The 24,721-nt window shown below is 67.1% G+C and carries 22 protein-coding genes and 2 tRNA genes; 16 read left to right on the top strand and 8 right to left on the bottom strand.

The features are described 5' to 3' along the window. Nucleotides 1-27: 27 nt before the first annotated feature. The 7 genes from K32_RS09990 to K32_RS10020 all read right to left on the bottom strand — a co-directional run bounded on the left by K32_RS09990 (nt 28) and on the right by K32_RS10020 (nt 7,197). Complete coding sequence (locus K32_RS09990; protein WP_201403861.1) at nt 28-1,251, bottom strand: OmpA family protein; 1,224 nt, start codon at nt 1,249-1,251, stop codon at nt 28-30. Nucleotides 1,252-1,482: 231 nt separating this feature from the next. Further along, complete coding sequence (gene sseA, locus K32_RS09995; protein ID WP_201403862.1) at nt 1,483-2,340, bottom strand: 3-mercaptopyruvate sulfurtransferase; 858 nt, start codon at nt 2,338-2,340, stop codon at nt 1,483-1,485. Nucleotides 2,341-2,381: 41 nt separating this feature from the next. Then, a complete protein-coding gene (locus tag K32_RS10000) occupies nt 2,382-3,098 on the bottom strand; it encodes an alanyl-tRNA editing protein (protein WP_201403863.1) in 717 nt (238 codons plus the stop codon). 2 nt (nt 3,099-3,100) lie between these two features. Further along, complete coding sequence (locus K32_RS10005; protein ID WP_201403864.1) at nt 3,101-4,138, bottom strand: cysteine synthase A; 1,038 nt, start codon at nt 4,136-4,138, stop codon at nt 3,101-3,103. Between the two features lie 141 nt (nt 4,139-4,279). Then, the gene (locus K32_RS10010; RefSeq protein ID WP_201403865.1) at nt 4,280-5,710 is read right to left on the bottom strand and encodes a deoxyribodipyrimidine photo-lyase; all 1,431 of its coding nucleotides are present in this window, start codon (nt 5,708-5,710) and stop codon (nt 4,280-4,282) included. A gap of 3 nt (nt 5,711-5,713) precedes the next feature. Further along, a complete protein-coding gene (locus K32_RS10015) occupies nt 5,714-6,733 on the bottom strand; it encodes an acyltransferase family protein (RefSeq protein ID WP_201403866.1) in 1,020 nt (339 codons plus the stop codon). A 119-nt stretch (nt 6,734-6,852) separates the two neighbouring features. Beyond that, entirely contained in the window at nt 6,853-7,197 is a 345-nt protein-coding gene (locus K32_RS10020) for a hypothetical protein (RefSeq protein WP_201403867.1), read from the bottom strand. Between the two features lie 232 nt (nt 7,198-7,429). On the opposite strand from K32_RS10020, the gene K32_RS10025 reads away from it, so the two are divergent. From K32_RS10025 to K32_RS10085, 13 genes are all read left to right on the top strand, one after another. Then, nucleotides 7,430-8,506 carry a Gfo/Idh/MocA family protein gene (locus K32_RS10025; RefSeq protein WP_201403868.1) on the top strand — a complete coding sequence of 359 codons (1,077 nt, stop codon included), beginning with the start codon at nt 7,430-7,432 and terminating at the stop codon, nt 8,504-8,506. After that, entirely contained in the window at nt 8,506-9,330 is an 825-nt protein-coding gene (locus K32_RS10030) for a sugar phosphate isomerase/epimerase (RefSeq protein ID WP_201403869.1), read from the top strand. The genes K32_RS10025 and K32_RS10030 overlap by 1 nt, the downstream gene beginning before the upstream one ends. Then, nucleotides 9,327-10,154: an alpha/beta fold hydrolase gene (locus K32_RS10035; RefSeq protein WP_201403870.1), complete on the top strand. Its 828-nt coding sequence runs from the start codon at nt 9,327-9,329 to the stop codon at nt 10,152-10,154. Before K32_RS10030 ends, K32_RS10035 begins: the two co-directional genes overlap by 4 nt. Continuing rightward, nucleotides 10,151-10,882, top strand: coding sequence for a ribulose-phosphate 3-epimerase (locus tag K32_RS10040; RefSeq protein WP_201403871.1), 732 nt, complete (start codon nt 10,151-10,153; stop codon nt 10,880-10,882). The genes K32_RS10035 and K32_RS10040 overlap by 4 nt, the downstream gene beginning before the upstream one ends. Further along, entirely contained in the window at nt 10,879-11,817 is a 939-nt protein-coding gene (locus K32_RS10045; protein WP_201403872.1) for an ROK family protein, read from the top strand. Before K32_RS10040 ends, K32_RS10045 begins: the two co-directional genes overlap by 4 nt. 8 nt (nt 11,818-11,825) lie before the next feature. Further along, on the top strand, nt 11,826-12,641 hold the full coding sequence (locus K32_RS10050; RefSeq protein ID WP_201403873.1) for a DeoR/GlpR family DNA-binding transcription regulator: 816 nt from the start codon (nt 11,826-11,828) through the stop codon (nt 12,639-12,641). 832 nt (nt 12,642-13,473) lie between these two features. Then, a complete protein-coding gene (locus K32_RS10055) occupies nt 13,474-13,947 on the top strand; it encodes a formate dehydrogenase subunit gamma (RefSeq protein WP_201403874.1) in 474 nt (157 codons plus the stop codon). Next, nucleotides 13,944-15,500 (top strand): NADH-quinone oxidoreductase subunit NuoF, encoded by a 1,557-nt coding sequence (locus tag K32_RS10060; RefSeq protein ID WP_201403875.1) that lies wholly within the window; start codon nt 13,944-13,946, stop codon nt 15,498-15,500. The genes K32_RS10055 and K32_RS10060 overlap by 4 nt, the downstream gene beginning before the upstream one ends. Nucleotides 15,501-15,509: 9 nt before the next feature. Then, nucleotides 15,510-18,356 (top strand): formate dehydrogenase subunit alpha, encoded by a 2,847-nt coding sequence (gene fdhF / locus K32_RS10065; protein ID WP_201403876.1) that lies wholly within the window; start codon nt 15,510-15,512, stop codon nt 18,354-18,356. A 4-nt stretch (nt 18,357-18,360) separates the two neighbouring features. Continuing rightward, a complete protein-coding gene (gene fdhD / locus K32_RS10070; RefSeq protein WP_201403877.1) occupies nt 18,361-19,173 on the top strand; it encodes a formate dehydrogenase accessory sulfurtransferase FdhD in 813 nt (270 codons plus the stop codon). Continuing rightward, nucleotides 19,163-19,399, top strand: coding sequence for a formate dehydrogenase subunit delta (locus K32_RS10075; protein ID WP_201403878.1), 237 nt, complete (start codon nt 19,163-19,165; stop codon nt 19,397-19,399). Before fdhD ends, K32_RS10075 begins: the two co-directional genes overlap by 11 nt. Before the next feature lie 414 nt (nt 19,400-19,813). Continuing rightward, nucleotides 19,814-19,889: transfer RNA gene (locus K32_RS10080), tRNA-Asn, on the top strand. A 93-nt stretch (nt 19,890-19,982) separates the two neighbouring features. Beyond that, nucleotides 19,983-20,058: transfer RNA gene (locus K32_RS10085), tRNA-Asn, on the top strand. Between the two features lie 184 nt (nt 20,059-20,242). Here K32_RS10085 and K32_RS10090 read toward each other — a convergent pair. Then, nucleotides 20,243-21,232 (bottom strand): helix-turn-helix domain-containing protein, encoded by a 990-nt coding sequence (locus K32_RS10090; protein ID WP_201403879.1) that lies wholly within the window; start codon nt 21,230-21,232, stop codon nt 20,243-20,245. 391 nt (nt 21,233-21,623) lie between these two features. Between K32_RS10090 and K32_RS10095 the strand changes: the two genes are divergently transcribed. The 3 genes from K32_RS10095 (at nt 21,624) to K32_RS10105 (ending at nt 24,693) form a co-directional block, all read left to right on the top strand. Beyond that, on the top strand, nt 21,624-22,607 hold the full coding sequence (locus K32_RS10095; protein ID WP_201403880.1) for a tripartite tricarboxylate transporter substrate binding protein: 984 nt from the start codon (nt 21,624-21,626) through the stop codon (nt 22,605-22,607). A gap of 106 nt (nt 22,608-22,713) precedes the next feature. After that, nucleotides 22,714-23,190 carry a tripartite tricarboxylate transporter TctB family protein gene (locus K32_RS10100; RefSeq protein ID WP_201403881.1) on the top strand — a complete coding sequence of 159 codons (477 nt, stop codon included), beginning with the start codon at nt 22,714-22,716 and terminating at the stop codon, nt 23,188-23,190. A 3-nt stretch (nt 23,191-23,193) separates the two neighbouring features. After that, a complete protein-coding gene (locus K32_RS10105) occupies nt 23,194-24,693 on the top strand; it encodes a tripartite tricarboxylate transporter permease (protein WP_201403882.1) in 1,500 nt (499 codons plus the stop codon). Nucleotides 24,694-24,721 lie beyond the last annotated feature (28 nt).

A 24,721-nucleotide genomic window follows, 5' to 3' on the forward strand; every position in this document is an offset into this window, starting at 1 on the left:
GGCTTTTCGTTTTCTATGCCGATCGTCTTATCGGCCGTTCAGCAGCGGCGTGATGTTGCGGATGGTGACGCGGCGGTTCTGCCGCTCCGGTCCGTCCGTCGGGATCTTCAGGTAGCGCTTGCCGTAGCCCTGGCTGACGAGCGCGTCGCGCGGAATGTCGAAATAGTCCGACAGGATCCCGGCCACCGAGGCGGCGCGGCGATCGGAGAGTTCGAGATTGGCGAGGTCGGTGCCGACCGCGTCGGTGTGGCCTTCGATCAGGAAGACCGCGCGCGGATCGCGATCGACGACCCGGCCGATGGCCTGGCCGATCGAGCGCAGTTTGCGGACCTGATCGTCGGGCACGCGGGCCGAACCGAACTCGAAGGTGATCGTGTCGAGATCGACGCGGCGCACCATGTCGCGGACGCGCGGATCGCGACGGATCTCGTTCATCGAATAGCCGCGGTCGATCCGCTGCACCGGCGCGGCGCGGAACGTGTCCTCGATCTGCCGTTCGGTGGCGCGGCCGCCATCGATGAAGCGGTCATTCGGCCGGTAGGGGCGGCGATCGTCGCGATAGCCCGGAGGCGGCGGAACTTCCCGGTCACCCGGCATCCGGCCGTCAATGAAGATGTCGCGCGGCGGCGGCCCATCGCGATAGCCGCCGCGATCGGGACCGTCATTGCGGTCGCCGGGGCGGGGCGGCCGGGCGTCGGGACGCGAACGCTCGTTGCGGGATCCATCCGGCCGTGCCTGTTCGCCACGCGGGGGGCGGTTGCCGGCATCGTCGGGACGGCGGTCCGGCGCGGGCTGGGCCTTCGGCGGCTGCGGCTTGGGCTTCTGCTCGCCCTGAGCGGGCTTCGGGTCCGGCTTTGCCGAAGGCTCGTCCGGCTTCTTCGAACCGGCCGGCGGCTGATAGGGCTTCGGCTGCTCGCCGCTGCCGGCGGACGGCCGCGCCGGGCGATCCGGATTGCCGTCGGCCTTATTGTCGTCGGTCTTATTGTCGTCAGTCTTGGGAGGCTGCGGCGCCGCCGGCTTTTCGGGCTCGGCAGGGGCAGCGCCGCCGGGCGTCTCCACGGCGCGCAGGTCCTTCATCGCGTCGGCGACGCCGCGCCGCGCGGCGCGCACGTCACCGCCGGTCTCCTCGGCCTGCTTCAGCGATTCCTGGGCCTTCTCCAGCAGTTCCTTTGCCTTCTGGACGCGATCCTCCGCCGCCTGGGCAACGACGATCGGCCGGCTCTCCATCTGCGCCTGATCGGCGAGCGCCATCGTTGGGCCGCCGAAGAGGACGGGAACGGCAACCGATGAAAGCAGAAGAAAATAGGAGGGTCTCATGGTCTTCCTGCAGCTTGGCCTCAGCTGGCCGATGTCTGGGACGGACGCGAACTCGTGTCTGAATGCGTCATTCCATGCCGCCGAAATGCGGCAACCGTGAGAGACATATGCGCGGATTGCCGCTGAACGACGGCTGAATGGACCGTTCAGCTTGTGGGCGGCCGCCTACTGGTCGGCCGGTCCCGTCACGACGGGGGCGTCGGGAGCGCCGCCCCATTCGGCCCAGGAGCCGTCATAGAGCGCCACGTCGCGAGCGCCGAGCGTGGCAAGCGCCAGCGACAGGATCGCGGCCGAGACGCCGGAGCCGCAGCTCGTGACGATCGGCCGGGACGGATCGACCCCCGCCTCGGCGAAGGCCGCCTCAAGATCGGCGGGGCTCTTCAGCCGGCCGTTCGCCACGACGGCGCCGAACGGCACATTGCGGCTGCCCGGCATATGACCGGCGCGCAGGCCGGGGCGGGGCTCCGGCGCGTCGCCGCGAAAGCGCTCGGCCGGGCGGGCGTCGACGATGGTCGCGCCACCGGCATCGATCAGGCCTCGCACCTGGTCGAGGCTGCGCACCGCGCTCGCGTCGAAATGCGCGTTGAAGGTCGCGGGAGCGGGCGTGGCTTCGCCCGTCTCGACCGGACGGCCGTCCGCGATCCACTGCGGAAAGCCGCCGTCCAGGATGCGGACATCGGCGGCGCCCATGGTGCGGAAGGTCCACCACACCCGCGCGGCGGAGAAGAGCCCCGCGCCGTCGTAGACGACGATCGTCTGCGTCTCCGAAATGCCGAGGTTGCCGACGGTCTCGGCGAAAACCTCCCGCGAGGGCAGCATGTGCGGCAGGCCGGAGCTGGTATCGGCGATCGCGTCGATGTCGAAGAAGACGGCGCCGGGGATGTGCGCCTTGCGGAACTCGGCCGCCGCGTCGCGCTGCGCCGTCGGCAGGTACCACGAGGCATCGACCACCGCGATGGCCGGATCGCCCAGGCGGGAGGCCAGCCATTCGGTCGAAACGAGGGTGGTTGCGCGGTCGATCATGTCCGTCTCCGGTCGTCGGTCATTCTAGCGATGGGGGAGGCTCAGGCGAAGCGGATGCGGACGCGCCGGTTCTGCTTGCCCTTGTTCTCGATCTTGGCGACGACGAGCGGGCCGATCTCGCCGGTCGACTGCACATGCGTGCCGCCGCAGGGCTGCAGGTCAATGTCGCCGATGCGCACGAGGCGGACGCGGCCGCTGCCCATTGGCGGCATGACACTCATTGTCTTGACCAGGCCGGGATTGGCGAGGAGCTCCTCGTCCGTGATCCATTCGGTCGAGACCGCGTGATCGGCTGCGGCGAGCGCGTTCAGCTTCGCCTCGATCTCTTCCTTGGCCGGCACGGCGCCGTCGATGTCGAAATCGAGATGGCCTTCCTCGGCGCCGATGCGGCCGCCCGAAACGGGAAAGGGCAGGGCGACGGTGAGGAGATGCAGGCCGGTGTGGATCCGCATGTGCCGATGCCGCGTCGCCCAGTCGAGATGCTGGACGATCGTCTCGCCGAGGGCGGGCAGGGCGGAGCCCTCGCCCGGCACGTGCACGATGTCGCTCTTGCTGTCGCCATAGACGGTGGTGGCGATCTTGATCATCGACCCGTCTTCGCGCTCCAGCGTGCCGACGTCGCCCGGCTGGCCGCCGCCCGTCGCATAGAAGACGGTCCGGTCGAGCAGGATGCCGCCGCGCTCATTGATGCCGACGACCTTGGCTTCAGCGGTCGAAAGATAGGGATCGTCGCGGAAGAGCAGGGTCGTCTCGGCCATCGTCACGCCTTTTCGTAGGGAATGTGGATTTCGGGATTGCGCTCGAGCCAACCGGGGACCGGCAGGCCCTTTTCACGCAGGAAGGTGGGATTGAACAGCTTCGATTGATAGCGCGTGCCGTAGTCACAGAGGATCGTCACGATCGTATGGCCGGGGCCGAGCTTCTTCGCCAGGTGAATGGCGCCGGCGATGTTGATGCCCGACGAGCCGCCGAGGCAGAGGCCTTCGTTCTCGGCGAGGTCGAATACCACCTCGAGCGCCTCGGCATCGGTGATCTGGTAGGCCGCGTCGACGGGCGCCCCTTCCAGATTGGCGGTGATGCGCCCTTGGCCGATGCCTTCGGTGATGGACGAGCCCTCGGCCTTCAGGACGCCGGTCGTGTAATAGCTGAACAGCGCCGCGCCGAGCGGATCGGCGAGCGCGATCTGGATGTCCGGGTTGCGGGCCTTGAGCGCGATGCCGATGCCGGCCAGCGTGCCGCCGGAACCGACCGCCGAGACGAAGCCGTCGACCTTGCCGCCCGTCTGCTCCCAGATCTCGGGTCCCGTCGTCTCGATATGCGCCTGACGGTTCGCGACGTTGTCGAACTGGTTGGCCCAGATGGCGCCGTTCGGCTCGGTCTTCGCCAGTTGCTCGGCGAGACGGCCCGAGAGCTTCACGTAGTTGTTCGGATCCTTGTAGGGAACGGCCGGGACCTCGATCAGGGTCGCGCCCGCCAGCCGCAGCGCATCCTTCTTTTCCTGCGACTGCGTATCGGGAATGACGATGACCGTCTTGAAGCCGAGCGCGCTCGCGACCAGGGCGAGCCCGATGCCGGTGTTGCCGGCGGTGCCCTCGACGATCGTGCCGCCCGGGCGAAGCTGCCCCTTGGCGACGGCGTCCTGGATGATGAACAGCGCGGCGCGATCCTTGACCGATTGTCCCGGGTTCATGAACTCGGCCTTGCCCAGGATCTCGCAGCCCGTTTCATCGGAGGCACGGCGGAGGCGGATCAGAGGGGTGTTGCCGATGGCTTCGACGACGGAAGGAAGGACGGCCATGATTGCTTTCTGGAATGAGAGACGGGAAGGCTAGCTGGCCCACAGACTGGCTTCAAGCAGGACCACCCCGCAAAGCACCATTCCCCGACGGCTTTCAACGATCCGGAATATCATTCTTCGACGGGCTGCATGAAGAGGAAATCAATCCTCATCATCGCTCTGAAGCCGGGAAAAGGCGCGAAGCGCCCGGTCGCGGGAGGTGGCGAGGTCGGCGATCGGCTCCGGATAGCCGGCAGCGCCGCCCGCCTTCCAGGGCGCGTGGATCGCCTTGGCGGGGAGGCGTGAGAGCTCCGGCACATAGGCACGGACATAGTCGCCGGCGGGATCGAATTTCTCGCCCTGCAGGACGGGATTGAAGATCCGGAAATAGGGCGCGGCGTCGGCGCCCGACCCGGCCACCCATTGCCAGCTCGCCGGATTGTTGGCGGCGTCGGCATCGACCAGCGTATCCCAGAACCACGCCTCGCCGATCCGCCAGTCGACCAGCAGGTTCTTGATCAGGAACGAGGCGACGATCATCCGGACGCGGTTGTGCATCCAGCCGGTCTGCCAGAGCTCGCGCATCCCGGCATCGACGATCGGAATGCCCGTCCGGCCCTGTTTCCAGGCGGCAAGCGCAACCTCGTCGACCGGCGGCCACGGAAAGGCGTCGAAGCGCGGCTGGAAGTTGCGGGTGGCGAGATCCGGCTGGTGGTAGAGCAGGTGCCAGGAGAATTCGCGCCAGCCGATCTCGGACAAGAACTTGTCGACATTGGGCTGGCCCAGCTCGGCGTCCGGACGCGTCTCGGTGAGAGCATGCCAAAGCTGGAACGGGCTGATCTCTCCGAAGCGGAGATGCGGCGACAGGCGCGAGGAAGCCTCGGCGGCCGGTTCGTCGCGGTGGCCGGCATATCTTTCGAGCCGATTCTCCAGGAACTCCGCCAGCCGGGCGCTGGCGCCCGCTTCCCCCGGCGTCCAGCGCTCCCGGATCCCGCCGGCCCAGTCCGGCGCGGTCGGCAGCAGCTGCCACGAATCGAGGCTGTCGGAACGCAGGCCGGCGATGGGCGCGGGCAGGGCGTCCGGCCGGGCCAGCGGCGCGCGCGGCGGCAATTGCGCGCGACAGGCCTTCCAGAACGGCGTGTAGACCCGGAACGGCCGGTCGCTCTGGGTGCGGACCGTCCAGGGCTCGCAGAGCAGATTGGCCTGAAAGCTCTCGACCTCGACACCCCTTTGTTTCAGCGCCGCCTTGATCGTCGTGTCGACCGCGCGCTCGCCCTCGCCATAGCGCCGGTTCCACGTCACGCGCGCCGCGTCGATCTCGGCGACGAGTTCGAGGATGACGTCGACGGCCGGTCCATGCCGGAGCACCAACGTCTGTCCAAGGGCGGAGAGGTCGCGATCGAGCGCGGCCAGCGAATGATGCAGCCACCATTTCACCGCGGCGCCGAGCGGCCGGATTCCCTCGCTGAACTCGTCCAGCACATAGACGATCGCGAGCGGCGATCCCTCTCGGATCGCAGCGAGCAAAGCGCGGTTGTCGGCGAGGCGAAGGTCGTCGCGCAGCCAGACCAGTGTCGGCCTTGGGGCAGCCATGCCTTATTCCGCCGCCGCGAGACCGGTCCGGACGCGGTCGATCCGCGCCCAGCCCGGCCGGACGAACAGGAAGCGGAACCGGGTGCCGCGAACCAGCCATTCCAACAGCAGCGGCGTGATGACGCCGACCGCCGTGACGATCAGCGCGACTGTCCCGAGATCGGGGATGAGGCCCGTCTTGAGCAGGACGGCGCGCGTCGCCGCCATCGGCAGGAAGAAGGCGAGATAAATCGCGATCGAATGCTCGCCGCAATAGCGGAGCGGGGCCATCAGGTCGGCCTTGGAGAGCAGTGCGGAGAAGGCGACGACGGCGCAGGCGCCGAGGACGCCGAGAGCAAGGCCGATGAAGGGCAGCTCCGAATAATCGTTGAAGACGACGAGGCCGTTGACGACGACCCAGGCGACGAGGCCGGCCGCCGCGAGCGCCGGTCGCGCAATGACGAAGGCGGCGAGGCGGAAGATCTGCGGCGCGAACACATAGCCGGCATAGAAATAGACGAAGCGGGCGGCGAACTCGTCCGGGATCACCCAGCCGGTATGGACCGGCGCGATCTCCAGCGCCGCGGCCAGGATCAGCACGATCCAGGACGGCACGCCGCGCAGCAGCTTGGTGACGGCAAAGAAAATCGGCAGCAGGTAGATGAACCAGAGCGTGCCGAACGGCTCGATGAAGGCGAGCAGGAACTCGTGCAGCGCGCCGCCGACCCCCTGTTCGGCCGCCATGCCCGGCGCCTTGAAGAGGAACTGGATGACCAGCCAGAGCACGTAGAAATAGGCGAAATGGACGATCTTCTTGTCGGCATAGCTGCGCCAGTCGCGATCGATCACGCGCGAGAGGAACAGGCCGGAAATCAGGAAGAAGTCCGGCATCCGGAAGGGCTTGGCGAAGGCTACGAGATAGCCGAGCCAGCTTTCGGCACCGGCCGCCTTCTCGACCCCCAGCGTCGAATGCATCATCACGACCATGACGATGCAGAAGCCCTTGGCGTAATCGACCCATTCTATCCGAGCGCGTCCCGACATCGATCCCCCACCCCGTTCCGATCGCGAGCGAACCTAAGTCAAGGAAGCGACGATCCCGTTAACGCGCAAGGCGGCGAGGGAGCCCGCCGCCTTGTTGCCGCCGACGTGTCGGAGGCGTCCTACTGGAGGCCGCGCTGCGCCGCGCAGTTCTTGGCGACGGCGACCTCGATCAGCGCGTTCCGCTCGCCGCGCGCATGGGCGATGAAATCCTCATAGGTGGGGTTCGGCGTCCGGATGCCGAGCAGGATGAACTGCAGGGTCGGATTGCGGCGCAGCTCGTCCCAGCTGTTGTTGTTGCTCGAGATCGGCACGTTGAGCGCCTGGATGCGGGACGCGATCTCGTCGCAGGAGAGCTTGCGGAACTGGCTGGAATCAACAGGGTCGATCCGCTCGCTCTGCGCGCTGGCCGTGGTCGCGCAGGCCAGAAGGCCCAGTCCCGCCAAGGCGATCGAAATGCGCTTCATCATCGTCTCCTGTCATCAATGCCCGAAATCCATGCCGGGAATATAGACCGTCGGGAGCCGGTTTGCATCGCGGCGATTGTGCTTTCGGCGGATCGGCACAACCGGTTCTTATCCTCAGGGACAATGCAACCTTGTGCGCCTGTATGCGCATTTATGCATCATCTCGCTTGACCTGCTCCCGCGAAGCAGCAACCATGCGCAGGCTCGATGTCGGACAAGGAAGAGGATTCCGATGATCAAGAAGGAAGCGCGCAGGCTGCGGGTCGGCGTTCTGGGCGCGGGGCCGATCGCCCAGTTCGCCCATCTCGAATCCTGTGTGAAGGCGCGCAATGCCGATCTCTATGCGATCTGCGACGCGGCGCCGGACCTCCTCGCCCGCATGGCGGCGACTTACGAGCCGCAGAAGGCCTATACCGAATACGAGGCGATGCTGAGCGATCCGCAGGTCGAGGCGGTGATCGTCGCGATTTCCGACAGCTTCCACGTCTCGATGGCGATCCGCGCGCTGGAAGCGGGCAAGCACGTGCTCTGCGAGAAGCCGCTCGGCACCTCGGTCGAGGAGGTCGAGGCGCTGAAAGAAGTGGTCGAGCTGACCGGTCTGACCCTGCAGGTCGGCCACATGAAGCGCTTCGATCCCGGCATCGAGGCGGCGCGGGACTTCGTCCGCGACGAGATCGGCGAGTTGCTGGCGCTCAAGGCCTGGTATTGCGACAGCACGCACCGCTACACCATGACCGACGCCGTACAGCCGCTGCCGGTCACCAGCAAATTCGCCAAGAAGCCGAGCGAGGACCCGAAGGCCGATCTCCGCCGCTATTTCATGCTCGCCCATGGCAGCCATCTCGTGGATACCGCGCGCTTTCTCTGCGGCGAGATCACGGCGGTCAGGGCGCGGCTCTCCGAACGTTTCGGCGCCTATAGCTGGTTCGTCGAGACGAGCTTCGCCAATGGCACGCTCGGCCATCTCGACCTCACCGTCGCCGTCCGCATGGACTGGTTCGAGGGCTTCCAGCTCTATGGCGAGAACGGCAGCGTGATCGCGACGACCTACAATCCCTGGTATTTCAAATCGAGCGACGTCGAGATCTTCTCGGAAAGGGACGCGAGCTATCGCCGGCCGCTCGGCGCCGACGGGCATTTCTTCCGCCGCCAGCTCGAAGGCTTCGCCGACACGATCCTCAACGGCGCGCCGCAACGGGGCGCCGACATCCATGACGGCCTCGCCTCGGTGCGCGCCATGGCGGCGATCGCCGAGTCGGTCCGGACCGGCGAGACGGTCAGCGTGCCCGACATGGTGGGGGCGGTCTGATGCGCCTCGGCATCTTCGCCAAGACCTTTTCTGGTAGCGTTCCGTTAACCGTCCTGACAGCCGTCCGCGACGCCGGCTATCCCGCCGCGCAGTTCAACATGGCCTGCGCCGGATTGCCGGCCATGCCGGGTGAAATCACCGCCGACACCATCGAGACGATCCGCGCCGCGGTCGCCGAGACCGGTGTCGAGCTGGTCGCGCTCTCCGGCACCTACAACATGATCCATCCGGACAAGGCGGTTCGCCAGGACGGCATCCGGCGGCTCGGCGTCATGCTGGAGGCGGCGAAGGCGCTCGGCATACCGCTGGTCACCCTCTGCGCCGGCACGCGCGATCCCGTCGACCAGTGGGCGCACCATCCGGACAATGCGACGCCGGAGGCCTGGGCGGATCTTTTGACCGAGATGGAGAAGGCGGTGGCGCTGGCGGACCAGGCCGGCGTCGACCTCGGCATTGAGCCGGAGCAGGCGAACGTCGTCACCTCGGCCGAGGACGGCAGGCGGCTCGTCGCGGCGATTGGTTCGGACCGCATCCGCTTCATTCTCGATCCCGCCAATCTGTTCGAGATCGCCGACCGCGACACGTCACGCACCATCGTCGCCGAGGCTGTGGAGAAACTCGCCGGCCGCATCGCCATGGCGCACGCCAAGGACCGCAAGGCAGACGGCAGCTTCGCGACCGCCGGCACGGGCGTCGTCGATTTCCCGGATTTCTTCGCGCGGCTACGGCAGGCGAGCTTCGACGGCCCGGTGGTGACTCACGGCCTCTCCGCCGAGGAGGCGCCCGGCGTCGCCCGCTATCTCGCGGGACTGCTCGCGCCATGACGGAGACGAGCCTCCTCCGCGACGACGCGAGGCTCTCCGTCTTCGACAGCGAGGCCGGCTTTCCGGTCGTGTTCCAGCACGGCCTCGGCGGCGACAGGGCGCAGGTCGCGGAGAATTTCCCGGATCGTCCGGCCTTTCGCCGCCTGACCGTCGAATGCCGCGCGCAGGGGCGCTCGTCGCCCGGCAGCATCCGGCCATTCTCGCTCGCGATGTTCGCCGACGATGTCCTCGCCGCCTGCGACGCGCGCGGGATCGACCGCTTCGTCGTCGGCGGCATCTCGATGGGCGCCGCTATCGCGCTTCGGATCGCAGTCCGTCACCCCGAGCGGGTCGCCGGGCTCGTCCTGGCGCGGCCGGCCTGGCTGTTCGATCCGGCGCCCGACAACATGCGGCCCTATGGCGAAGTCGCCGCGCGAATGCGCGAGCTTCCGCGCGACGCCGCCCGCAACGCCTTCGCCCGCTCCAAGACGGCCGAAACGCTTCGTCGCGACGCGCCCGACAATCTCGCTTCGCTGCTGAAGTTCTTCGACCGGCCGGACCTTGGCGTGACCGCCGACCTGCTCGGCGACATCGCCGCCGACGGACCGGGCGTCACCGAGGCAGAAGCCGCGGCATTGTCGATGCCGACCCTCGTCATCGGCCACGGTGTCGACCACGCCCATCCGCTTGGCCATGCGCAGCGCCTCGCCGCGACTATTCCAGGCGCACGCCTTGTCGAGATCGCGCCGAAGGCGACCGACAAGCCGCGCCACATTGCCGAATTCCGCGCCGCGCTGGACGACTTCCTCCGCGCCACTATTCCGATCCGGGAGATCCACGCATGACCACCACAAGTCGACCCGCCGCCGACTGGCTGCGCGCCCTGCCGCGTGATCGCCTGCTCGGCGAGTTCTCGCTCTGGTCCGCCGATCTCTGCAACATGGAGCGCGACATCGCGCGCTCGGCGGCGCATGTCGATCTCTATCATATCGACGTCGCCGACGGCCGCTTCGCGCCGAGCTTCCTGCTCTTCCCCGACCAGGTCGCCCGCATCCGCGCGCTCACCGACCGCCCGCTGCATGTCCACCTGATGGTCGAGGGCGACATCGTGCTGTCGCAGATCCGCCAGTTCGCGGAAGCCGGCGCCGACCTGATCTCGATCCATGCCGAGATCGGCCCCGTGGTCGACGAGGCGCTGGCGCTGATCCGCGAGCTCGGCGTCGCCGCCGGGCTGGTGCTGCGGCTCGAGACGCCGGTGGAGATCCTGCGGCCGTGGCTGGGCCAGGTCGATTTCGTCACCCTGCTCGGCACGCCGATCGGCGTGAAGGGGCAGGGGCTTTCCGACGAGGCCTGCCCGCGCCTTCTGGCCGTCCGCGCCCTGCTGCGCGAAGCCGGCCGCGAGGACGCCGTGCGGCTCGCGGCGGATGGCGGCATTCGCGACAACACGGCGCCGCGCCTGCGCGCCGCCGGCGCGGAGACGGTCGTGCTCGGCTCGCTCGCCTTCGGCGATCCGGATCTCGCCGCCCGCATGGACTGGCTGCACAAGCTGCCGGCGCCGGACAACGCGGCATGACGAAAACCGCGCTCGCGATCGATCTCGGCGGCACGGAGCTCCGCGCGGCGCTGGTGACCGAGCGCGGCGATATCGCGGCCTTTGCCGCGACCCGGACGGATGCGCGCGGCGGCCCGGAGGCCGTCATCGAGCAGATGGTCGGGCTGGTCGAAAAGGTGCGCGGCGAGGCGCCAGACGCCCGGCCGGTCGGCCTCGGCGTCGGCGCGCCGGGCCCGCTCGATCCCGAAGCCGGCATCGTCGTCGACGCGCCGACCTTGACCGGTTGGAAGAACGTGCCGCTGGTCGCGATCCTCGGCCGCCGGCTCGGGCTGCCGGTCCGCCTCGAGAACGACGCCAACGCGGCGGCGCTCGGCGAATGGCGCTTCGGCGCCGGGCAGGGCACGCAGTCGATGGTGTTCGTCACCGTCTCGACCGGCATTGGCGCCGGCGTCATCGTCGACGGTCGTCTGCTGCATGGCCGGCGCGGCCTCGCCGGCGAGATCGGTCATATGGCGATCTCGGATCGGCCCGAGCGCTGCGCCTGCGGCAGCACCGGCTGCTTCGAGGCGCTCGCCTCCGGCACGGCGCTGGCGCGCGAGGCCGCGAAGCTCGTCGCTTCCGGTGCCGCGCCGGGCCTCGCAAGGATCGCCGGCGCGGACCCCGTCACCGGCCGCCATGTCGCCGAAGCCGCCCGCGCTGGCGACGCACCGGCGCTCGCCCTGCTCAACGAGGAGGCGCGCTGGCTCGGCATCGGGCTCACCAATCTGCTGCACCTCTATTCGCCGGAGCGGCTGATCCTCGGCGGTGGCGTCGGCAGTTTGCTGCCGCTGATGCGCGCCGAGATCGAGCGGACGATCCGCCAGCGGGCCATGCTGGCATTCCGCGACATACCGGTGGTCGGCGCCAAGCTCGGCAGCCATGCCGGGCTTGTCGGCGCGGCGAGCCTCGTGCTGTAGGAGGCCGGATGAGCATCGACGAACCGCACTTCCCGCCTTCCGATACCGACGCCGCCAACGCCCTGCCGGCGCTCCGCCACAACCGGCTGCTGCAATTCCTGCAGGAGCGCGGGCAGGCGACGGTGGCCGAGCTGGTCGCGCTGCTCGAGGTTTCGCGCGATACGGTCCGCCGCGATCTCGTGCTGCTCGAGGGACGCGGATTGCTCGTCCGCTCGCATGGCGGCGCGGTGACGAAGGACCGGCTGGTCCGGGTCGACACGACCATGGGCCTGAGAATGGACGAGCATGTCGAGGCCAAGCGACGCATCGGCCAGGCGGCGGCCGAGCTGATCCGCGATGACGAGACGCTGATCCTGAACGGCGGCTCGACGATCGCCTTCTTCGCCGCCGCGCTTGGCGGGCGTCGCAACCTGACGATCGTCACCAACAACCTCCGCCTGCCGGCCGTGCTGCCGGAAGCGAGCGTGCCGTCGATCCATATCCTCGGCGGCGCCTACTGGCCGAACTACCAGGTGACGATCGGGGCGATCGGCTTCGCCGCCGTCGCCGGCATTCACGCCGATACGGCCGTTGTCGGCTGCACCGGCATCTCGGCTTCCGGCATCTCGATGACCAAGATGGACGAGGCGGCGCATACGGCCGGCATGATCGAGGTCGCCGCGCGCACCATCGTCGTCGCCGACCAGTCGAAATTCGGCGTCACCGCCTTCGCCAGCATCGCGACGCTCGACAATATCCAGTGCCTCGTCACCGACGCCCCGCCACCGCCCGACCTCGCCGATGCGCTGCAGCGCGCGAATGTGCAGGTGGTGGTCTGCGGGTGAGGGCTGCCGGCGCCGCTTCCGGATCTTCGCGCAGCCCACCTCCCTCAACATCCTGAGGGACCCGAAGGGTCGTCTCGAAGGCCGCACGATGGTCGGGCAGCTATGTGCCGCAGGGCGGATGGTACGCAGGTGGTGCGTCCTTCGAGACGGCCTTCTCCGAAGGCCCCTCACGATGATGGGCATGGGTGTCCGACAGCCGGGCCGGAAGGTTGATACTGTAAGAGACGAGCTTTTTACGCACGCTGGAGTGAACCAGCGTCCGGGAGAACGTGCCGGCCCGCCCTTCCCCTATGGCTACTTCCCCGCCCGCCATCCCACGCTCGCCGTCATCCCGGGCTTGATCCGGGATCCATCCAACCACCGGCGAGGGCTTGGGTGGCTCGCACCGAAGGCGGTGCGCTACCGAACACCAGCCACACCTCCCTCCAACCCGGCGGAAATGGATCCCGGCTCGGAGGCCGGGATGACGACGAGGGTGGGGTGAGGTGGTGCGCAACGAAAAGAGGCGAGGTGAGGCGGGGCGGACCGGTTTTCTTCGGGCAATCGAACCCATGGCTCCATGCCCGTCCTAGGCCGACCCGGCTGCATTCCGGCCACTGAACGCTTGGCTCCATGCCCATCCGACCCTCGCCGTCATCCCGGGCTTGACCCGGGATCCATCCAACTACCGGCACGCGCGTGGACGGTCCCGCCGCGCACCGGTATCCGGCCAAATTGCCGGCCTGCGGCTCGACGCCCCTGCCGATGCGGGGGAGCAATCCCATCGAGTGGTTGATTGCGCGAGGGATAAGCGGCACCTTGTGATCGTTCTAATTTTCGAGTGATTGCAGCAGTGACGTCCTACGAATCCTGGAGCGCGGCGCGCGCTTCCGAAATCATCGCGGCCCATGCCGGCGGCGAAGGCCCTACCTTGCCGATCCTGCATGCGATCCAGGAGGCATTCGGTTTCGTGCCGGAGGCGGCCGAGCCGATGATCGCCGAGGCGCTGAACCTGTCGCGCGCCGAGCTCCATGGCGTCGTGACCTTCTATCACGACTTCCGCCGCAAGCCGGCCGGCCGTCATGTGCTGAAGCTCTGCCGGGCCGAGGCCTGCCAGTCGATGGGCGGTGACGCGCTCGCGGCCCGGGCGGAAGCCGCGCTCGGCGTCGCGATGGGCGAGACCACGGCCGACGGGCGCGTCACGCTGGAGCCGACCTATTGCCTCGGCCTCTGCGCCACGGCGCCGTCCGCGATGCTCGACGGCAGGCTGGTCGGACGGCTGAACGAATCCCGGCTCGACCAGTTGCTTGCAGAGGCTCAGCGATGAGTGCTCGCGTCTTTATTCCCGGCGACGCCGCGGCGGTCGCAGTCGGCGCCGATGAGGTGGCAGCCGCCTTCGAAGCGGCGGCCAAGGCGAGGGGACTTGCGCTCGACATCGTGCGCAATGGCTCGCGCGGCCTGTTCTGGCTGGAGCCGATGGTCGAGGTCGAGACGGCGCAAGGCCGCGTCGCCTATGGCCCCGTCACCGCCGATGACGTGCCGGCGCTGCTCGACGCCATGCTGGCCGGCGAACCGCATGCGCTGTTGCTTGGTCCGACGGAACAGATCCCGTGGCTGAAACGGCAGACGCGGCTGACCTTCGCGCGCTGCGGCATCGTCGATCCGCGCTCGCTGGACGACTACCGCGCCCATGGCGGCTTCAAGGGGCTGGAGCGGGCGCTCGCGATCGGCCCCGAGGCGACAGTCGAGGAAGTCGTGCAGTCCGGCCTGCGCGGGCGCGGCGGCGCCGGCTTCCCGACCGGCGTCAAATGGCGCACGGTCGCAGCGACGGGCGCGGAGCAGAAATACATCGTCTGCAACGCCGACGAGGGTGACAGCGGCACCTTCGCCGACCGCATGCTGCTCGAAGGCGACCCCTTCGTCATGATCGAGGGCATGGCAATCGCCGGCATCGCCGTCGGCGCGACGCGCGGCTATCTCTACATCCGCTCCGAATATCCGCATGTCGTAGCCATGATGCAGGAAGCGATCCGCACGGCCCGGGCGAACGGATATCTCGGCCAAGGCATCGCCGGCTCCGGCTACAGCTTCGACATGGAGGTCCGCGTCGGCGCCGGCGCCTATGTCTGCGGCGAGGAAACGGCGCTGCTCGAAAGCCTGGAGGGCCGTCGCGGCGTCGTGCGGGCGAAACCGCCGCTGCCGGCGCACAAGGGCCTGTTCGGCAAGCCGACCGTCATCAACAACGCGATCTCGCTCGCGACGGTGCCGTGGATCCTGGCCGAGGGCGCGGCCGCCTATCGCGATTTCGGCATGGGCCGGTCGCGCGGCACCATGCCGATCCAGATCGCCGGCAACGTGAAGCATGGCGGGCTCTTCGAAGTCGCCTTCGGCGTCACGCTCGGCGAGCTGGTCGACGACATCGGCGGCGGCACAGCGAGCGGTCGTCCGGTGCGCGCCGTGCAGGTCGGCGGCCCGCTCGGCGCCTATTTCCCACGCGCGCTGTTCGATACGCCGTTCGACTATGAAGCCTTCGCGGCCCGGGACGGGCTGATCGGCCATGGCGGCATCGTCGTCTTCGACGACACCGTCGACATGGCGAAGCAGGCGCGCTTCGCCATGGAATTCTGCGCGATCGAATCCTGCGGCAAGTGCACGCCCTGCCGCATCGGCTCCACGCGCGGCGTCGAGACCCTCGACAAGATTATCCATGACAACGATCGCGCGAAGAACCTCGTGGTGCTGGAAGACCTCTGCCACACGATGAAATTCGGATCGCTCTGTGCACTTGGCGGCTTTACGCCCTATCCTGTCCTGAGTGCGCTCCATCATTTCCCCGAGGACTTTGGCGCAACGGCGCCGGTCCGCGAAGACGTCCGCTAGGAGACCGCCATGTCGCTCATCCACGAGATCGACTACGGCACGCCGCGCTCGACATCGGAGACGATGGTGACCCTCACCATCGACGGCGAGACGCTGACCGTGCCCGAGGGCACCTCGGTCATGCGCGCCGCGATGGAGATGGGGACGGAGATCCCAAAACTCTGCGCGACCGACATGGTGGACGCCTATGGCTCCTGCCGGCTCTGCCTGGTCGAGATCGAGGGCAGGGCGGGAACGCCCGCCTCCTGCACCACGCCGGTGATGCCGGGCATGGTGGTGAAGACGCAGACGGATCGGTTGAAGCGCCTGCGCAAGGGCGTGATGGAGCTCTACATCTCCGATCATCCGCTCGACTGCCTGACCTGCGCGGCGAATGGCGATTGCGAGCTGCAGGACATGGCCGGCGCGGTCGGGCTGCGCGATGTCCGCTATGGCCATGAGGGGCACAATCACCCGAACCCCGGCCTCGACGAGTCCAACCCCTATTTCACCTATGACCCGTCGAAGTGCATCGTCTGCTCGCGCTGCGTGCGGGCCTGCGAGGAAGTGCAGGGCACCTTTGCGCTGACGATCGCCGGCCGCGGCTTCGACAGCGTCGTCTCGCCCGGCATGGAGGAAAGCTTCCTCGGCTCCGAATGCGTCTCGTGCGGCGCCTGCGTGCAGGCCTGCCCGACCGCGACATTGACCGAAAAGTCCGTGATCGAGATCGGCCAGCCCGAGCATTCGGTCATCACCACCTGCGCCTATTGCGGCGTCGGCTGCACCTTCAAGGCCGAGATGCGCGGAACTGAGCTGGTGCGCATGGTGCCGTGGAAGGACGGCAAGGCGAACCGGGGCCATTCCTGCGTCAAGGGCCGCTTCGCCTGGGGCTATGCCAGCCACAAGGAACGCATCCTCAACCCGATGATCCGCGAGAGCATCGACCAGCCGTGGCGCGAAGTGTCGTGGGAAGAGGCGATCGCCTACACGGCGTCCGAGTTCAAGCGCATCCAGGCGAAATACGGCCGGCTTTCGGTCGGCGGCATCACCTCGTCGCGCTGCACCAACGAAGAGACGTTCCTCGTCCAGAAACTGATCCGCGGCGGCTTCGGCAACAACAATGTCGATACCTGCGCCCGCGTCTGCCATTCGCCGACCGGCTATGGCCTTAGCCAGACCTACGGCACCTCGGCCGGCACGCAGGACTTTGACTCGGTCGAGCAATCCGACGTCATGCTGCTGATCGGCGCCAACCCGACCGACGCGCATCCCGTCTTCGGCTCGCGCATGAAGAAGCGCCTGCGCGAGGGCGCGAAGCTGATCGTGCTCGACCCCCGCCGCATAGACCTCGTGCGCACGCCGCATGTCGAGGCATCGCACCACCTGCCGCTCCGGCCCGGCACCAATGTCGCCGTGCTCACCGCGATGGCGCATGTCATCGTCACGGAGGGGCTCGCCGACGAGGCCTTCGTGCGCGAGCGCTGCGACTGGGACGAGTTCCAGGACTGGGCTTCGTTTGTCGCCGACCCGCGCCATAGCCCCGAGGCGATCGAGGCCGTCTCCGGCGTGCCGGCGGCCGAGCTCCGCGCCGCCGCGCATCTCTACGCCACCGGCGGCAACGGCGCGATCTATTACGGCCTCGGCGTCACCGAGCACAGCCAGGGCTCGACGACGGTGATGGCGATCGCCAACCTCGCCATGGCGACGGGCAACATCGGCCGTCCCGGCGTCGGCGTGAACCCGCTGCGCGGCCAGAACAACGTGCAGGGCTCCTGCGACATGGGCTCGTTCCCGCACGAGTTCTCCGGCTATCGCCATGTCTCGGGCGACGAGACGCGGCAGCTGTTCGAGGCGCTCTGGGGCGTGCCGCTCGATCATGAGCCGGGCCTGCGCATCCCCAACATGCTCGACGCCGCCGTCGACGGCCAGTTCAAGGGCCTCTACGTGCAGGGCGAGGACATCCTGCAGTCCGATCCCGACACGCGCCATGTCGCTGCCGGCCTCGCGGCGATGGAATGCGTCGTCGTGCAGGATTTGTTCCTGAACGAGACGGCGAACTACGCCCATGTCTTCCTGCCGGGGTCGACCTTCCTGGAAAAGGACGGCACCTTCACCAATGCCGAGCGCCGCATCCAGCGAGTGCGCAAGGTGATGCCGTCGCGCTCCGGCAAGGCGGACTGGGAGATCACCATCGATCTCGCCAACGCTCTCGGCTTCCCGATGGCCTATGCGCATCCGTCCGAGATCATGGACGAGATCGCCCGGCTGACGCCGACCTTCGCCGGCGTCTCCTACGCCAAGCTCGATGCCGAGGGCTCGGTGCAGTGGCCCTGCAACGAGAAGGCGCCGTTGGGCACGCCGGTCATGCATGTCGACGGCTTCGTGCGCGGCAAGGGCCGTTTCATGGTGACGGAATATGTCGCGACCGACGAGCGCACGGGCCCGCGCTTCCCGCTGCTGCTCACCACGGGCCGCATCCTGTCGCAGTACAATGTCGGCGCGCAGACCCGGCGGACGGAGAATGTCGTCTGGCACGAGGAAGACCGGCTCGAAATGCATCCGCACGATGCCGAGCAGCGCGGAATCCATGACGGCCAGTGGGTCAAGCTCGCCAGCCGCTCCGGCGAGACGAGCCTCCGCGCGCTGATCACCGAGCGCGTGGCGCCGGGCGTCGTCTACACGACCTTCCACCATCCCGGCACCCAGGCGAACGTCGTCACCACGGATTTCTCCGATTGGGCCACCAATTGCCCGGAATACAAGGTGACGGCCGTGCAGGTTGCGCCCTCGAACGGGCCGACGGCATGGCAGGAGGGCTATGACGAGCACGCCCGCAACAGCCGCCGGATCGCGCCGGTCGTCGAGGCGGCGGAGTAGGGCGATGCAACCGCCCTTCCTTCGCGTGCCGAGGGCGCTGTGGCGCGGAGACGACGTCTCCGAGGGCGAGCGCGCCGTCCCTGAGGAGGTCGCCGTCGCGCTGACCTATGACGGCAGCACCCAGGCCGTGATGATGGCGACACCCGCCGATCTCGAGGATTTCGCCATCGGCTTCAGCCTGTCGGAGGGCATCGTCGCGGACCCTTCCGAAATCGAGCGGCTGGAGATCGTCGAGGCGGAGATCGGCGTCGAGCTGCGCATGTGGCTCGCCGTCCCGCGCGCCGAGGCGCTGGCGAGCCGCCGGCGCTATCTCGCCGGCCCGACCGGCTGCGGCCTCTGCGGCATGGAGAGCCTGACCGAGGCCGTGCGCCGGCTGCCGTCCGTCGAGGGCGGTGTCCGCTTCGCCGAGGCCGATATCCGCGCGGCGCTCGAGGCGCTGGCGCCGCTGCAGGTCCTGAACCGGGAAACCCGCTCCATGCACGCCGCCGCCTTCGCGGTGCCGGGTGAGGGCGTCGTCGCGCTGCGCGAGGATGTCGGCCGCCACAACGCGCTCGACAAGCTCTGCGGGGCGCTGGCAAGAGCCGGTCTCGACGCGGCCTCCGGCATGGTGCTTTTGACCAGCCGGGTTTCCGTCGAGATGGTGCAGAAGACGGCGCTGCTCGGCGCGCCGCTGATCGTCGCCGTCTCGGCGCCGACGGCGCTCGCCGTCCGCACGGCGGAGGCGGCCGGCATCACGCTCGTCGCCATCGCGCGCGGCGACGCCTTCGAAGTCTTCACCCATCCCCATCGCATCGCCCAGGATACCCATGTCGTCTGACCGCTCGTCCGAGAAGCTCGTCTACATGGCGAACCAGATCGGCAAGTTCTTCGCCAGCCAGGGCGAGGAGAAGGCTCCGGCGGCGATCGCCGAGCATCTGAGGAAATTCTGGGATCCGAGGATGCGGGCCGGCATTCTCGCCCATCTCGAATCCGGCGGCGCCGGGCTGGACCCGCTCGTCCGCCAGGCCGTCGAACGCCTGCGGGAGATGATGGCGGCGCGGTAGGACGAGCGGGCCTTCTGCCGCGTCCGTGCCCGTGTCGGCATGGATTCCTGCTTTCGCAGGAATGACGGGGAGGGTGAGGGGAGCGGATCAGCTTTTCTCGTCACCGAAGCCCGGCTCGCCAGCGCATGGGGGGCCGCGTCTCAGCGAGAGGGACGCCCGGCGGCCATTCGCCTGACCGCCCCTCGCCCGATCCGCGCCAAAGCCGCGGCGCGGTCGAATCCCCACCGCCGCCCGCCGGATATTTACGCGGCTGCGGATCCAACGCCTTCGGCGCGAGTTATCCCCACGCGAAACCGGCAGAAACGCTGTGTTTTCACGCGCCTGGGCGTATCGCCGCGGAAAACTCGCGTTTTAGGACTTTGCAAGCCGACACAGGCTTTGCTATAGCCTCGCTCACAGCAGCGGCGACGCTGTTCCGCGATAGCTCAGTTGGTAGAGCAGGTGACTGTTAATCACCGGGTCGTTGGTTCGAGTCCAACTCGCGGAGCCAAATTCGATCAAGGGGTTAGACGGATTGTCGTCTGGCCCCTTGATTTTTTCCGAGCCTCGGCGACGAGGCGGCGGAAGGAACCGCGCACGCTGTTCCGCGATAGCTCAGTTGGTAGAGCAGGTGACTGTTAATCACCGGGTCGTTGGTTCGAGTCCAACTCGCGGAGCCAGATTTTGATCAAGGGGTCGGATGGACAGCCATCCGGCCCCTTGATTGTTTTCAGGCCTGGCAGCGGGGTGGCCGTCTGGAAGCTCGCATGACGAGACCGCGATCCACCCGAATGATTCTCTCCACTGCGCCAACCCACCGGAGACCAATGAAATCATCCACCCGCCAGTTTGAGTTCGAGCCACCTAGTCGTCGCCACTAAGCTCATCGAGCAATACGGCAGACACGTCGTCCCGGCTCCTCTCGAGGAGATGCGTCGGAATGGATATATAGTCCAAGGCATCGGCATTGATACAGACAGCGCGATCATACCCTTCGCTCTGAAGGACTATCGGAGAGTCTTCATCGAAGGTGTCGCCATCATCAACTAAGTCGCCGAACGCTTCATAGAGTTCGCTGCCGATGACGTTTACTCGGCGCTGTTGCCCAGTCGATAGCTGGTAGCCAACGCTCGTAGCCAATTCGAAAATGCTTTCTGTAAGCAGTGCATTTTTTGCCTTCTCGGTCTCAAGATCCTCGGCTTTGATGTGGCCTTTGGCTACGAGCTCCTCATATTGCTCGTCAGTGATTAGAACCATTTTCTGTACGCGTTTGACATGCTCGCTCGAGAAATCCTCGAGACCTTCCTCGTCGTCGCAAGCCAAGCACTCAATGATTTCCCAATCGCGCGTATCTGGAGACTGTACCGGCGTTCCATCTTTATAACCCGGCTCGTAGTGCTCCGGACCGCAATCATCGTATGCGTCGCTGGAGAGGTAGAGATCGGAGATCGATTCTCTGCGAATGGCGACCGTCCTGTTGCCCAAGTCCCTTATGGTTAGGAACTTTGATGCGCTGCGCAGACTTTGAAACAGGCGACTACGTGCTTCTTCAGAGATCGACAGCAGGAGAGACTCGCCGCCACCGATGAAGTGTACAGCCACTTCTCCGTAATACTGCAGCTCCCTCGGAGCGCTGTCGTCATAGAAGGCCGCTTCGATTGGCGGATGCCGCCCGAGCAGCGCCTCTTTGCTCGTCTGCAGTGTTTTCGCCAGATTGGCTAACTTTGCTGGCGGGACTGGGACGGATCCGGCTTCCCATCGCTGATAGGTCGGTTGGGCTACATTGATGGCCTTGGCTACCTCCGATTGGGTCAGGCCAGCGGCAACACGAAAATGCTTCAGCCTATTCACCATCCCGGTTCTCCCTTTTACATGAACGTTATACGCATATATGCGTATATTTCTGAGAGAGGCAATATGGCACCGCTTCGCAGGGCTATTTCTGCTGAACAAATCTCAGCGGCCGATTTCGGCCGTATCGTTGCCGCCATGGAAACGAAATGCTGCACCACAGCATATCCGTGCCGATCGATCGAAATCGTCAGCATATCGCTGAAGGAATTGATGCCGCCTCCGCATGACATCGTGCACTTCGGTTCGGTAATACGATCTTTGCGTTGACAGACAATCCATCGACCGAAATAGTTTCCATACTAATCCCGGCAAGGGGTCAGATTTGCCAACGACCGCAGCGGGGAGGCTCGGTCGTATTGGTACGATATTGTCAGCATTCTGGGAGGACACCATGCTGAGACGTATTCTTCTTTGCACCGCGATGGCACTCGCTTCCGTCGCCGTCGCCGTCGCCGGGCCCGCCTTCGCGCAGTCGTCCTATCCCGAGCGGCCGATCCAGCTGATCGTGCCCTGGGGCGCCGGCGGCGGCACCGACGCAGTCGCCCGCATCATCGGCACGCTGCTGCAGCAGGAGCTGGGCGTTCCGGTCAACGTCGTCAACCGCACGGGTGGCTCGGGCGTCGTCGGCCACAGCGCCATCGCGACCGCCAAGCCGGACGGCTACACGATCGGCATCGTGACGATCGAGATCGACATGATGCACTGGCAGGGCCTGACGGACCTGACCTACAAGGACTTCGACTTCCTCGCCATGGTCAATGCCGATCCGGGCGGCGTGATGGTTTCGGCCAGCTCCGAATACCAGACGCTTCCCGACCTGCTCGCCGCCATCAAGGAGAAGCCGGCCGGCACCTTCAAGGCGTCCGGGACCGGGCAGGGCGGCATCTGGCATCTCGGCCTCGCCGGCTGGATGATGTCGCACGGGCTGAAGCCGGACCATGTCACCTGGGTACCGAGCCAGGGCGCGGCTCCCGGGATCACCGACATGGTCGCCGGCGGCGTCAATCTGGTGCCGACCTCGCTCGCCGAGGGCCGCTCGATGATCGACGCCAAGCGCGTCACGCCGCTCGGCTCGATGTCGCCGGAGCGGCAGGCGCTGTTCCCGGACGTGCCGACGCTGAAGGAATCGGTCGAATCCGACTGGACGCTGGCGGTCTGGCGCACGGTTGCCGGTCCGAAGGGCCTGCCGGAGGACGTCGCGGCCAAGCTCGGGGCGGCGCTCGAGAAGGCCTACAACAGCCCCGAATACCAGAAGTTCATGAACGAGCGCGGCTTCGGCATGCGCTGGGCCGACGGCGCGGAGACGACGCGCATCGTCGGCGAGGACGACGCCACGCTCGGCGCGATCATGAAGGAGGCCGGGCTCGCCAAATAGGCGGCCGGCAGCCTCTCCGGTCCCATGCCTGCGGCGCGGCCACGGATCTCCGGTCCGTCGGCCGAGTCGTGCCCCCGGTCTCGCACGGAACGGCCAAGATCAGACCATGATCAAACTCAGTGAACTCCATCTGGGCGTGTTGACCGCGCTTGGCGGCATCGTCCTTCTCTTCGCCTCCGCCCATTTCGTGGCGCTGCCCGGCCAGGCCTATGGCGCCGGCACCATGCCGCGGCTGATCGGCTGGTGCGCCATCCTGCTCGGCGGCTTCATGACGGCGACCAGCCTCCGCCACCTGCCGCGCATGCTGAAGCCGCATCTCGCCGACTGGGTCCGCAAGCCGCGCCTGGCGCTCTCGGCGCTGGCTTCTCTCGCCGTGATCGTCTTCTACATCCTGTTCGCCGATACGCTCGGCTTCATCCCGACCAGCTTCCTCGCCCTGACGGCGCTGATGCTGCTCTTGCGCACGCGGCCGCTGACCGCGGTCCTCGCCGGCGCGGTGACCACGCTCGCGGTCTATTACGGCTTCTCGCGCATGCTCATGGTGCCGCTGCCGCGCACCGAATTTCTCTCGTTCCTGGGGTGACGCATGCTGATCTTTGAACAGGCCGCGGCCCTCGTCTTCCAGCCCTATGTCCTTGGCGTCATCCTGGCGTCCGCCGTGTTCGGCATGCTGGTCGGGGCCATTCCGGGCCTGACCGCCACCATGGCCACGGCGCTTCTGGTGCCGATGACCTTCTTCATGGAGCCGGTGCCGGCGATCGCGGCGATCGTCACCGCCACCGCGATGGCGATCTTCGCCGGCGACATTCCGGCGGCGCTGCTGCGCATGCCCGGCACGCCGGCCAACGCCGCCTATGTCGACGACGCCTACAAGATGACCCATTCCGGACGCGGCGACGAGGCGCTCGGCGCGGCGCTCGTCTTCTCGGCCATCGGCGGGCTGTTCGGCTCGATCGTGCTGATGACGCTGGCGCCGGCGCTGGCCGAGGTGGCGCTCCGCTTCAGCTCGGAAGAGTATTTCTGGCTGGTGCTGCTCGGCCTCTCCTGCGCCGTGTTCGTGACGCCCAGCTCGCCGACGCGCGGGCTGATCTCGCTGCTGTTCGGGCTCTTCATCGCCACCATCGGCATGGAGAACCCCTCGGGTGAACCGCGCTTCTCCTTCGGCAATCTCGAGCTGATGGCCGGCATCCAGTTCATCCCGGCCATGATCGGCCTGTTCGCGGTCTCCGAGATCCTGCGTTCCGTCACCGCGACGATCCCGCGCCAGAAGATCCCGCGCTCCGACGGCCACGGCATCTTCAGGACGCAGTGGCTGAACCTGAAGAAATACCCGGTGCAGACGGCGCGCGGCAGCATCACCGGCACCGCGCTCGGCATCCTGCCCGGCGCCGGCGCCGACATCGCCGCCTGGATCTCCTATGCGATCTCCAAGCGCTTCTCGAAGCAGAAGGAGAAGTTCGGCAAGGGCCATGTCGAGGGCCTGGTCGAGGCGGGCGCCTCGAACAACTCCGCCGTCAGCGGCGCCTGGATCCCGGCGCTCGTCTTCGGCATTCCCGGCGACTCGATCACCGCCATCGTCATCGGCGTGCTCTACATCAAGGGCATCAATCCCGGCCCGACGATCTTCATCAACGACCCGCAGTCGATCTACGCCATCTTCATGGTGTTCATCCTGGCCAACCTGATCATGCTGCCGCTCGGCTGGCTGGCCATCAAGGGCGCGCGGCCGATCCTGTCGATCCCGACCTCGGTGCTGATGCCGATCATCCTGATCTTCTGCATCGTCGGCGCCTTCGCCATCAACAATTCAATGGCCGGCGTCGTGATGATGCTGATCTTCGGCATCATCGGTTTCTTCATGGAAGAGAACGACATCCCGATCGCGCCGGCCATTCTCGGCATGGTGCTGGGGCCGATGCTGGAGCAGAACTTCATCACCTCGATGATCAAGGGCGACGGCAACTTCCTGCACTTCTTCGAGCGGCCGATCGCCGGCGGGCTCGGCGTCTTCACCATCGCCATATGGCTGGTGCCGCTGGCGATGCTGCTGCTGCGCCGGCGGAAAAAGATGGCGGTCGCGACCTGAGCCCGAGACCGTCGCCACACAAGGATTT

Origin of the sequence: Kaistia sp. 32K (assembly GCF_016629525.1) — a bacterium.
Lineage (GTDB): Bacteria > Pseudomonadota > Alphaproteobacteria > Rhizobiales > Kaistiaceae > Kaistia.

What these genes read in the sequence shown, in the direction of transcription:
- K32_RS09990 (WP_201403861.1), bottom strand. Translation starts at nt 1,251, where the DNA reads ATGGCGCTCGCCGATCAGGCGCAGATGGAGAGCCGGCCGATCGTCGTT.
- sseA (WP_201403862.1), bottom strand. Translation starts at nt 2,340, where the DNA reads ATGATCGACCGCGCAACCACCCTCGTTTCGACCGAATGGCTGGCCTCC.
- K32_RS10000 (WP_201403863.1), bottom strand. Translation starts at nt 3,098, where the DNA reads ATGGCCGAGACGACCCTGCTCTTCCGCGACGATCCCTATCTTTCGACC.
- K32_RS10005 (WP_201403864.1), bottom strand. Translation starts at nt 4,138, where the DNA reads ATGGCCGTCCTTCCTTCCGTCGTCGAAGCCATCGGCAACACCCCTCTG.
- K32_RS10010 (WP_201403865.1), bottom strand. Translation starts at nt 5,710, where the DNA reads ATGGCTGCCCCAAGGCCGACACTGGTCTGGCTGCGCGACGACCTTCGC.
- K32_RS10015 (WP_201403866.1), bottom strand. Translation starts at nt 6,733, where the DNA reads ATGTCGGGACGCGCTCGGATAGAATGGGTCGATTACGCCAAGGGCTTC.
- K32_RS10020 (WP_201403867.1), bottom strand. Translation starts at nt 7,197, where the DNA reads ATGAAGCGCATTTCGATCGCCTTGGCGGGACTGGGCCTTCTGGCCTGC.
- K32_RS10025 (WP_201403868.1), top strand. Translation starts at nt 7,430, where the DNA reads ATGATCAAGAAGGAAGCGCGCAGGCTGCGGGTCGGCGTTCTGGGCGCG.
- K32_RS10030 (WP_201403869.1), top strand. Translation starts at nt 8,506, where the DNA reads ATGCGCCTCGGCATCTTCGCCAAGACCTTTTCTGGTAGCGTTCCGTTA.
- K32_RS10035 (WP_201403870.1), top strand. Translation starts at nt 9,327, where the DNA reads ATGACGGAGACGAGCCTCCTCCGCGACGACGCGAGGCTCTCCGTCTTC.
- K32_RS10040 (WP_201403871.1), top strand. Translation starts at nt 10,151, where the DNA reads ATGACCACCACAAGTCGACCCGCCGCCGACTGGCTGCGCGCCCTGCCG.
- K32_RS10045 (WP_201403872.1), top strand. Translation starts at nt 10,879, where the DNA reads ATGACGAAAACCGCGCTCGCGATCGATCTCGGCGGCACGGAGCTCCGC.
- K32_RS10050 (WP_201403873.1), top strand. Translation starts at nt 11,826, where the DNA reads ATGAGCATCGACGAACCGCACTTCCCGCCTTCCGATACCGACGCCGCC.
- K32_RS10060 (WP_201403875.1), top strand. Translation starts at nt 13,944, where the DNA reads ATGAGTGCTCGCGTCTTTATTCCCGGCGACGCCGCGGCGGTCGCAGTC.
- fdhF (WP_201403876.1), top strand. Translation starts at nt 15,510, where the DNA reads ATGTCGCTCATCCACGAGATCGACTACGGCACGCCGCGCTCGACATCG.
- fdhD (WP_201403877.1), top strand. Translation starts at nt 18,361, where the DNA reads ATGCAACCGCCCTTCCTTCGCGTGCCGAGGGCGCTGTGGCGCGGAGAC.
- K32_RS10075 (WP_201403878.1), top strand. Translation starts at nt 19,163, where the DNA reads ATGTCGTCTGACCGCTCGTCCGAGAAGCTCGTCTACATGGCGAACCAG.
- K32_RS10090 (WP_201403879.1), bottom strand. Translation starts at nt 21,232, where the DNA reads ATGGTGAATAGGCTGAAGCATTTTCGTGTTGCCGCTGGCCTGACCCAA.
- K32_RS10095 (WP_201403880.1), top strand. Translation starts at nt 21,624, where the DNA reads ATGCTGAGACGTATTCTTCTTTGCACCGCGATGGCACTCGCTTCCGTC.
- K32_RS10100 (WP_201403881.1), top strand. Translation starts at nt 22,714, where the DNA reads ATGATCAAACTCAGTGAACTCCATCTGGGCGTGTTGACCGCGCTTGGC.
- K32_RS10105 (WP_201403882.1), top strand. Translation starts at nt 23,194, where the DNA reads ATGCTGATCTTTGAACAGGCCGCGGCCCTCGTCTTCCAGCCCTATGTC.